9 protein-coding genes and 1 pseudogene are annotated in these 6,405 nt (G+C 60.9%); 7 read left to right on the forward strand and 3 right to left on the reverse strand.

Features of this window, described 5'->3' with window-relative positions:
- Positions 1-234: 234 nt before the first annotated feature.
- The 7 genes from rplM (at position 235) to HMPREF2886_RS06305 (ending at position 5,028) form a co-directional block, all read left to right on the forward strand.
- Positions 235-663: a 50S ribosomal protein L13 gene (gene rplM / locus HMPREF2886_RS06275; RefSeq protein ID WP_003094164.1), complete on the forward strand. Its 429-nt coding sequence runs from the start codon at positions 235-237 to the stop codon at positions 661-663.
- Positions 664-677: 14 nt separating this feature from the next.
- Positions 678-1,070, forward strand: a complete 393-nt coding sequence (gene rpsI / locus HMPREF2886_RS06280) for a 30S ribosomal protein S9 (protein WP_003098810.1) — start codon at positions 678-680, stop codon at positions 1,068-1,070.
- Positions 1,071-1,319: 249 nt separating this feature from the next.
- Entirely contained in the window at positions 1,320-1,913 is a 594-nt protein-coding gene (gene petA, locus HMPREF2886_RS06285) for a ubiquinol-cytochrome c reductase iron-sulfur subunit (protein ID WP_003100631.1), read from the forward strand.
- Positions 1,913-3,124, forward strand: coding sequence for a cytochrome b (locus tag HMPREF2886_RS06290; RefSeq protein ID WP_003094159.1), 1,212 nt, complete (start codon positions 1,913-1,915; stop codon positions 3,122-3,124). The genes petA and HMPREF2886_RS06290 overlap by 1 nt, the downstream gene beginning before the upstream one ends.
- A complete protein-coding gene (locus HMPREF2886_RS06295) occupies positions 3,124-3,906 on the forward strand; it encodes a cytochrome c1 (RefSeq protein WP_003455493.1) in 783 nt (260 codons plus the stop codon). The genes HMPREF2886_RS06290 and HMPREF2886_RS06295 overlap by 1 nt, the downstream gene beginning before the upstream one ends.
- 85 nt (positions 3,907-3,991) lie before the next feature.
- On the forward strand, positions 3,992-4,609 hold the full coding sequence (locus tag HMPREF2886_RS06300) for a glutathione S-transferase N-terminal domain-containing protein (protein ID WP_003094155.1): 618 nt from the start codon (positions 3,992-3,994) through the stop codon (positions 4,607-4,609).
- 11 nt (positions 4,610-4,620) lie between these two features.
- Positions 4,621-5,028 carry a ClpXP protease specificity-enhancing factor gene (locus HMPREF2886_RS06305; RefSeq protein WP_003094153.1) on the forward strand — a complete coding sequence of 136 codons (408 nt, stop codon included), beginning with the start codon at positions 4,621-4,623 and terminating at the stop codon, positions 5,026-5,028.
- Between the two features lie 56 nt (positions 5,029-5,084).
- Here the strand turns inward: HMPREF2886_RS06305 and HMPREF2886_RS06310 are convergent, their stop codons facing one another.
- The 3 genes and pseudogenes from HMPREF2886_RS06310 to HMPREF2886_RS34230 all read right to left on the reverse strand — a co-directional run.
- Positions 5,085-5,663, reverse strand: a complete 579-nt coding sequence (locus HMPREF2886_RS06310; RefSeq protein ID WP_003094151.1) for a BON domain-containing protein — start codon at positions 5,661-5,663, stop codon at positions 5,085-5,087.
- Positions 5,660-6,253 carry a phosphoheptose isomerase gene (locus tag HMPREF2886_RS06315; RefSeq protein ID WP_012077201.1) on the reverse strand — a complete coding sequence of 198 codons (594 nt, stop codon included), beginning with the start codon at positions 6,251-6,253 and terminating at the stop codon, positions 5,660-5,662. Before HMPREF2886_RS06315 ends, HMPREF2886_RS06310 begins: the two co-directional genes overlap by 4 nt.
- Positions 6,254-6,281: 28 nt before the next feature.
- Positions 6,282-6,405 (reverse strand): annotated as a pseudogene (locus HMPREF2886_RS34230) (YraN family protein); the annotation flags it as partial.

The raw sequence follows: 6,405 nt of genomic DNA on the forward strand, positions 1-6,405 counted from the left end.
CGTGAAATTAAGTGGTTAATGCAGTTGTAAATTCTGGCGAAATCTGCATAATTCCGCAGCCTTTCATCGGTGGGGGATGCCAAGCCTGCCGATCGATGTATCTAGTCGTTACGGACGCACACCGACCCGAGCCCCAATTCGTGTCTGTTTTCGGCTGTCCTTGACTTGTCAAGGCAACCACTGTCCAGTAAGATTCGCCGTCTTATTTTCAGGCGGCCCCTGAGGCTATAACGAATGAAAACCTATACCGCGAAACCGGAAACTGTACAGCGCGACTGGTTCGTCGTCGACGCTGCCGGCCAGACCCTGGGTCGTCTGGCGACCGAAATTGCCCGCCGCCTGCGTGGCAAGCACAAGCCTGAGTACACTCCGCACGTTGACACCGGCGACTACATCGTCGTCATCAACGCCGAGCAGGTGCGTGTGACCGGTGCCAAGACCACCGACAAGATGTACTACCACCACTCCGGCTTCCCGGGCGGCATCAAGTCGATCAACTTCGAGAAGCTGATCGCCAAGGCCCCTGAGCGCGTCATCGAGACCGCTGTAAAAGGCATGCTGCCGAAGAACCCTCTGGGTCGCGATATGTATCGCAAGCTGAAGGTGTACAAGGGTGCCAGCCACCCGCACACCGCTCAGCAGCCCCAAGAACTGAAGATTTAACGGGATAGCTCATTATGTCGGCGACTCAAAATTACGGCACTGGCCGTCGTAAGACCGCTACCGCTCGCGTCTTCCTGCGTCCGGGTACTGGCAAGATTTCCATCAACAACCGTGGTCTCGATCAGTTCTTCGGTCGTGAAACCGCTCGCATGGTCGTGCGTCAGCCGCTCGAGCTGACCGAGACCGTCGAGAAGTTCGACATCTTCGTTACCGTCGTTGGCGGTGGCGTAAGCGGTCAGGCCGGTGCGATTCGTCACGGCATCACCCGTGCCCTGATCGAGTACGACGAAACCCTGCGTAGCTCGCTGCGCAAGGCCGGCTACGTGACTCGCGATGCCCGTGAAGTCGAGCGTAAGAAAGTCGGTCTGCGTAAAGCGCGTAAGCGTCCGCAGTACTCCAAGCGTTAATTCGACGCTTGCTGAAAAACGCCCACCTCTTCGGAGCTGGGCGTTTTTTTATGTCTACGCTTTAACTCTGCGGCAAGGTGTCGCATGGCCGAAGGGCGCGCCCTACAAGGGTTTCGGGCGTTTTGTGTCAGGCTATTACCTTGTCATCAAAGGGGGTTTTCTTTACCATTTGGCGAATTTTTTGCGCGGCTCGAATTTTTACTTAAAGGCCTGATTAGAACAGGTCTGAAGCTGATGGGAGACGACTGAATGAGTAATGACGGCGTGAATGCAGGCCGGCGTCGCTTCCTCGTCGCGGCCACCTCTGTGGTTGGCGCGGCGGGAGCGGTGGGTGCTGCGGTCCCGTTCGTAGGGTCATGGTTCCCCAGTGCCAAAGCCAAGGCTGCTGGCGCGCCGGTGCAGGTGAACGTGGGCAAGATCGATCCAGGTCAGCAGATCATCGCTGAATGGCGCGGCAAGCCTGTATTCATCGTGCACCGCACGAAGGAGATGCTGGACGCCCTGCCGAGCCTCGAAGGACAACTGGCCGACCCGGACTCCAAGGCCTCGGAGCAGCCGGAGTACGTCGATCCCAAGCTTCGCTCGATCAAGCCGGAACTGGCGGTGATCGTCGGCATCTGCACCCACCTGGGCTGCTCGCCGACCTTCCGCCCCGAAGTCGCCCCCGCCGACCTCGGTCCGGACTGGAAGGGCGGCTACTTCTGCCCTTGCCACGGCTCCCACTACGACCTCGCCGGTCGTGTCTACAAAGGCCAGCCAGCGCCGCTGAACCTGCCGATTCCGCCTTATACGTTCGATGCTGACGACGTCATCACCATCGGCGTGGACCAGGAGAAAGCCTGATGAACAAGTTCATGGCTTGGGTCGATGCGCGTTTTCCCGCGACCAAGATGTGGGAAGACCATCTGAGCAAGTACTACGCACCGAAGAACTTCAACTTCTGGTATTTCTTCGGCTCCCTGGCGCTGCTGGTGCTGGTCAACCAGATCCTCACCGGCATCTGGCTGACCATGAGCTTCACGCCGTCGGCCGAAGAGGCGTTCGCTTCCGTCGAATACATCATGCGCGATGTCGACTACGGCTGGATCATTCGCTACATGCACTCCACCGGTGCATCGGCGTTCTTCATCGTGGTCTACCTGCACATGTTCCGCGGCCTGCTCTACGGCTCCTATCAGAAGCCGCGCGAGCTGGTGTGGATCTTCGGCATGCTGATCTACCTGGCGCTGATGGCCGAGGCCTTCATGGGCTACCTGCTGCCTTGGGGACAGATGTCCTACTGGGGCGCCCAGGTGATCATTTCCCTGTTCGGCGCGATTCCGGTGGTCGGCGAAGACCTGGCCCAGTGGATCCGCGGTGACTTCCTGATCTCCGGCATCACCCTGAACCGCTTCTTCGCCCTGCATGTGATCGCCCTGCCGATCGTCCTGCTCGGCCTGGTCGTGCTGCACATCCTGGCGCTGCACGAAGTCGGTTCGAACAACCCGGACGGCGTTGACATCAAGAAGAAGAAGGACGAGAACGGCGTACCGCTGGACGGCATCGCGTTCCATCCGTACTACACCGTGAAGGACATCGTCGGCGTGGTGGTGTTCCTGTTCATCTTCTGCACCGTGATCTTCTTCTTCCCGGAAATGGGCGGCTACTTCCTCGAGAAGCCCAACTTCGAGATGGCCAACCAGTTCAAGACCCCCGAGCACATCGCTCCGGTCTGGTACTTCACCCCGTTCTACGCGATCCTCCGCGCGGTTCCGGACAAGCTGATGGGCGTGGTGGCGATGGGTGCGGCGATCGCCGTGCTGTTCGTCCTGCCGTGGCTGGATCGCAGCCCGGTTCGCTCGATCCGCTACAAGGGCTGGCTGAGCAAGCTGTGGCTGGTGATCTTCGCGGTGTCCTTCGTGATCCTCGGCTACTACGGCGCCCAGGCTCCGAGCCCGCTGGGTACTACCCTGTCGCGCGTTTGCACCGTCCTGTATTTCGCCTTCTTCATCCTGATGCCGTTCTACACCCGGATGGAGAAGACCAAACCGGTTCCGGAAAGGGTGACTGGCTGATGAAAAAGCAATTCGCTGCACTGATTCTGGCGGTACTGCCAGTCCTGGGTTTCGCCGCTGGCGGCCATGGGCCGCAACTGGATCATGTCGATATCGACCTGACCGACAAGGCGGCCATGCAGGATGGCGCGCGTACCTTCGCCAACTACTGCATGGGCTGCCATAGCGCCAAGTTCCAGCGTTACGAGCGTGTCGCCACCGACCTGGGCATTCCTACCGATCTGATGATGGAGAAGCTGGTGTTCACCGGCGCCAAGATCGGCGACCACATGGACATCGGCATGAAGCCGGCCGACGCCAAGACCTGGTTCGGCGCTGCTCCGCCGGACTTGACCCTGGTTGCCCGCGTACGCGGCACCGACTGGCTGTACAGCTACCTGCGCTCGTTCTACGAGGATCCCAAGCGTCCGTGGGGCGTGAACAACGTGATCTTCCCCAACGTCGGCATGCCGAACGTCCTGGCGCCCCTGCAGGGACGCCAGGTGATCGGCTGCAAGCAGGTACAGGTGGTCGAGGATGGCAAGAAGCAGTTCGATCCGTTGACCGGTACCCCGCTGACTCACGAAGCTTGTGACCAGTTGACCGTGGTGCCGAAGACCGGCGAGCTGAACGAAGCCCAGTTCGACGAGAAGGTCAAGAATCTGGTGACCTTCCTGGCCTATTCGGCCAACCCGAACAAGCTGGCCTCCGAGCGTATCGGTACCTACGTCCTGCTCTACCTGGCCTTCTTCTTCGTATTCGCCTATCTCCTCAAGCGCGAGTACTGGAAGGACGTGCACTAACCCGCACGTTGGTCTTCGAAGCGCGCGCCCTACGGGGCGCGCGCGTCTTTTCACCTCCCACAAGTCGACCTGCGAGGAGGGCTCCATGGCTTCAATCAACAAGCTGACCTGCTATTCCGACCCTGCCGATCATTACTGCCATCGCATCCGCCTGGTCCTGGCCGAGAAGAACGTGGCGGTAGAGGTGATCGATATCGAGGCGGGCCGCTGTCCGCCGATGCTGGCGGAGGTCAACCCCTACGGCAGCGTACCGACCCTCGTCGATCGCGACCTGGCGCTGTACGAGCCGACGGTGGTCATGGAATACCTCGACGAACGCTATCCGCATCCGCCGCTGTTGCCCGATTATCCGGTGAAGCGTGCCAACAGCCGCCTGTTGATCCATCGTATCCAGCGGGACTGGTGTTCCCTGGTGGATCGGATCCTGGATGCGCGCAGCAAGGAGGCCGAGCGGGTCCAGGCGCGCAAGGAGCTGCGCGAGAGCCTGACCGGGGTTTCCCCGCTGTTCGCCGACAAGGCATATTTCCTCAGCGAGGATTTCAGCCTGGTGGATTGCTGCCTGTTGCCGATCCTGTGGCGTCTGCCGCTGCTGGGCATCGAGTTGCCGCGGCAGGCCAAGCCGTTGCTCGACTATATGGAGCGCGGATTCGCCCGGGAAAGCTTCCGGGCCAGCCTGTCTTCCGTTGAACGAGATATGCGTTAAGGAACATGAAGATGAATTCCAGCCGTCCCTATCTGGTCCGCGCGCTCTATGAATGGATCGTCGACAACGATTGCACGCCACATATCCTGGTGAATGCAGAGTTCGCCGGGGTAAAGGTGCCTCCGGGCTATGCCAGCGATGGGCAGATCGTGCTCAATGTCTCGCCCTCTGCCGTGCGGCATCTGCACATGGACAACGAGGCGGTCAGCTTCGAGGGGCGTTTCGGCGGCGTGGCGCAGAGCCTGTACATCCCAGCGCTGGCGGTAATGGCCATCTACGCCCGGGAAAACGGCCAGGGCATGGTCTTCGATCTGGAGCAGCCGGGGCCGGTGGACGACGAGCCGGGCGATGACGATGGCGGACCGTCCGATGAGCCGCCGCGTCCCAGTGGCAGGCCATCCCTGAAGGTGGTCAAGTAAACGGCGGGCAATGAAAAAGGCGATCCAAGGATCGCCTTTTTTTCGTTCGCTGTTCTTCAGTTTATGTATTCGAACAGCTTGACGATCTTCTGCACCCCGTCGACGCCCTGGGCCACGCGGACAGCCTGGGCGGCTTCCTGCTGGTTGACCAGACCCATCATGTAGACGATGCCGTTCTCGGTGACCACCTTGATCCGCGACGAGGGCACGTTGGGGTCGCTGAGCATCTGGGTCTTCAGCTTGGTGGTGATCCAGGCGTCGTTGTTGCGGGCGAGCAGGGAGGAGGGCGAGGTCACCTGCAGTTCGTTATGCACGTTCTTGACCTTCTGCACCGTGCGTGCGGCCTGCTCGGCCTTGCTCTTGAGGTCGGCGCGCGGGGTCTGGCCGGCGATCAGCACGATGCCGTTGTAGCTGACCACGACGATGTGAGAGTCCTTGTCCAGGGCCGGATCGGCCTTGGCGATGTTCACCGCGGCCTTGGTCTCGATCAGCGAGTCGTCGATCTTGCTGCCGATGGTTCGGGTCCCGCGATCGTCGTCGATCGGTTTGTCCCGGGTGGCGCTGAGGAAACTGCTGCAGCCTCCCAGGGCCAGGCTCAGGGCCAGGGTGGCGGCGACGAAGGCGGTACGGCTCATTCTTCACTCCCGAACAGTTGGCGGTCGATCAGGTCGCAGAGGCAATGGATGGCCAGCAGGTGGACTTCCTGGATGCGTGCGGTGATCTTGGAAGGAACGCGGATCTCCACGTCTTCCGGCAGTAGCAGCGAAGCCATGCCGCCACCGTCGCGGCCGGTCAGGGCGACCACCACCATCTCGCGGTCGTGGGCAGCCTGGATGGCCTGGATCACGTTGGCCGAATTGCCGCTGGTGGAAATCGCCAGCAGGACGTCGCCCGGCTGGCCCAGGGCGCGGATCTGCTTGGAGAAGACTTCGTTGTAGCTGTAGTCGTTGGCGATCGAGGTGATGGTCGAGCTGTCGGTGGTCAGGGCCACGGCCGGCAGGCTCGGACGTTCGCGCTCGAAGCGGTTGAGCAGTTCGGAGGAGAAGTGCTGGGCATCGCCGGCCGAGCCGCCATTGCCGCAGGAGAGGATCTTGCCCTCGTTGAGCAGCGCATTGACCATCACCAGGCTGGCTTGCTCGATATAGGGAGGCAGTACTTCCAGCGCCTGCTGCTTGGTCTCGATGCTGGCCTGGAAGAGCTGGCGGATACGGTGTTGCATGTCCATCGGTAATGACCTTCGGTGGGGCGGCTGATCAGGCGTCGAATGCGTTCTGAATCCAGTCCAGTCGCGGTGGTGATTGTCCGTCGCTGGTATCGACGGTGACCACATCGAAGCGACAGGGGCGTTTGGCCCAGCGCGCCTCCTGTTGCAGAAAA

The sequence above is a fragment of the Pseudomonas sp. HMSC066A08 genome, from assembly GCF_001813025.1.
In the GTDB taxonomy this organism is placed as follows: Bacteria; Pseudomonadota; Gammaproteobacteria; order Pseudomonadales; family Pseudomonadaceae; genus Pseudomonas; species Pseudomonas aeruginosa.